The organism is Nonomuraea sp. NPDC051941 (assembly GCF_044593615.1).
This window is the reverse complement of record NZ_JBIUCF010000148.1, coordinates 1-1,625: the sequence shown is the minus strand read 5'-3', so window position 1 is coordinate 1,625 and position 1,625 is coordinate 1. Positions and strand designations below refer to the sequence as shown.

1 protein-coding gene is annotated in these 1,625 nt (G+C 70.0%); it reads right to left on the bottom strand.

Annotated elements, in window-relative coordinates:
- Window positions 1-1,625: type I polyketide synthase (locus tag ACIHFD_RS67880; protein WP_397375973.1), on the bottom strand; the 1,625-nt coding region annotated here is incomplete at both ends.

Below are 1,625 nucleotides of genomic sequence, written 5' to 3'. Positions count from 1 at the left end.
ATCCCGGCCGCCCGGCTCAGCCGGTTACGCAACTCGACGGAGGTCAGGGAGTCGAAGCCCAGATCCTTGAACGGGCGTCCCGCTTGGATCGCCTCGCCGGAGGCGTGGCCCAGGACCGCTGCGGCTTCGGCGCAGACCAGGGACACCAGCACGTGTTCCTGCTCGGCCGCCGGCACCCCAGTCAGGCGGCGTTCCAGTGCTGACCCGCTGCCGGAGACAGGTTCGGTGCGGGCGGCGCGACGCGCGGGCGTGCGAGCCAACCCACGCAGAATCGCCGGGACACCGTCGTGGCGGTTGCTGAGGGTGCGAGTGTTGATGGGCAGAGGTACGAGGAAGGGCTCCGGCATTGTCAGAGCGACGTCCAGGAGTTGCATGCCCTCGTTGGCACCCATAGCGGTGAATCCTGAACGGGACAGCCGCTCCAGGTCGAGTTCCGCCAACTGGTTCGTCATGCCGCCCGTTTCCGGCGCCCACAATCCCCAGGCGAGGGATTGAGCGGGCAGGCCGCTGGCGTGGCGGTGGATCGCCAACGCATCCAGGAAGGCGTTGGCCGCCGAGTAGTTGCCCTGTCCGGCACTGTCCAGCGTGGCGGCTGAGGAGGAGTAGAGAACGAACGCGGCCAGGTCGAGGTGGCGGGTGGCCTGGTGCAGGTGCCAGGCGGCGTCGGCCTTGGGCTTCAGTACTCGGTCGATCTTGTCGGGGGTGAGGGAGGTGACCACACCGTCATCCAGCACCCCGGCAGTGTGGAAGACCGCCGTCAGCGGGTACTCGGCCGGGACCCGGCCAAGGAGCGCGGCCACCTGCTCGGCGTCGGACAGATCGCACGCCGCGATCTCCACCGACGCACCCACCGTCTCCAGGTCGGCCCGGAGCTGGTCGGCGTCGGGGGCTTGGTCTCCTCGGCGGGAGGCCAACAGCAGACGCCCCACCCGGTGCTCGCCGGCCAGGTGGCGGGCCAAGATGGCGCCCAGACCGCCCGTGCCACCCGTGATCAGCACAGTGCCGTCCGGATCCAGCTCGCGCGGCATCGTCAGGATGATCTTGCCGGTGTGGCGGGCCTGGGCCATGTGCCGGAAGGCCTGGCGGGCCTGCTGCACCGGCCAGCACCGCACCGGCAACGCCGCCAACTCCTGGGAAGCGAACAGGTCCAGCAGCTCGCCCAGCATCTGCCCGACCCGCTCATGCCCGGCATCCATCAGGTCGAAGCTGCGGTAACGGACGTGAGAGTGAGTGCCCGCGACGTCGGCCGGATCGCGCCGGTCGGTCTTGCCCATCTCGATAAACCGGCCACCCTCAGCAAGCAGGTCCAGCGACGCGTCGGTGAACGGCCCCGCCAGCGAGTTCAGCACCACATCCATCCCCGCCCCGCCCATCACCGTGGCGAAGGCATCGGCGAAATCGAGGTCGCGGGAGGAAGCGATGTGATCATCCGGCACGCCCAACGCCCGCAGCACGTGCTGCTTGGCGGGTGAGGCGGTGGCGAACACCTCCGCGCCCAAGTGCCGGGCGATCTGGATCGCGGCCATGCCGACCCCACCCGCGCCGGAGTGGATCAGCACCCGCTCCCCCCGGCTGAGCCCGGCCAGGTCGACCAGCCCGTACCAGGCGGTCGCGAACGCCACCGT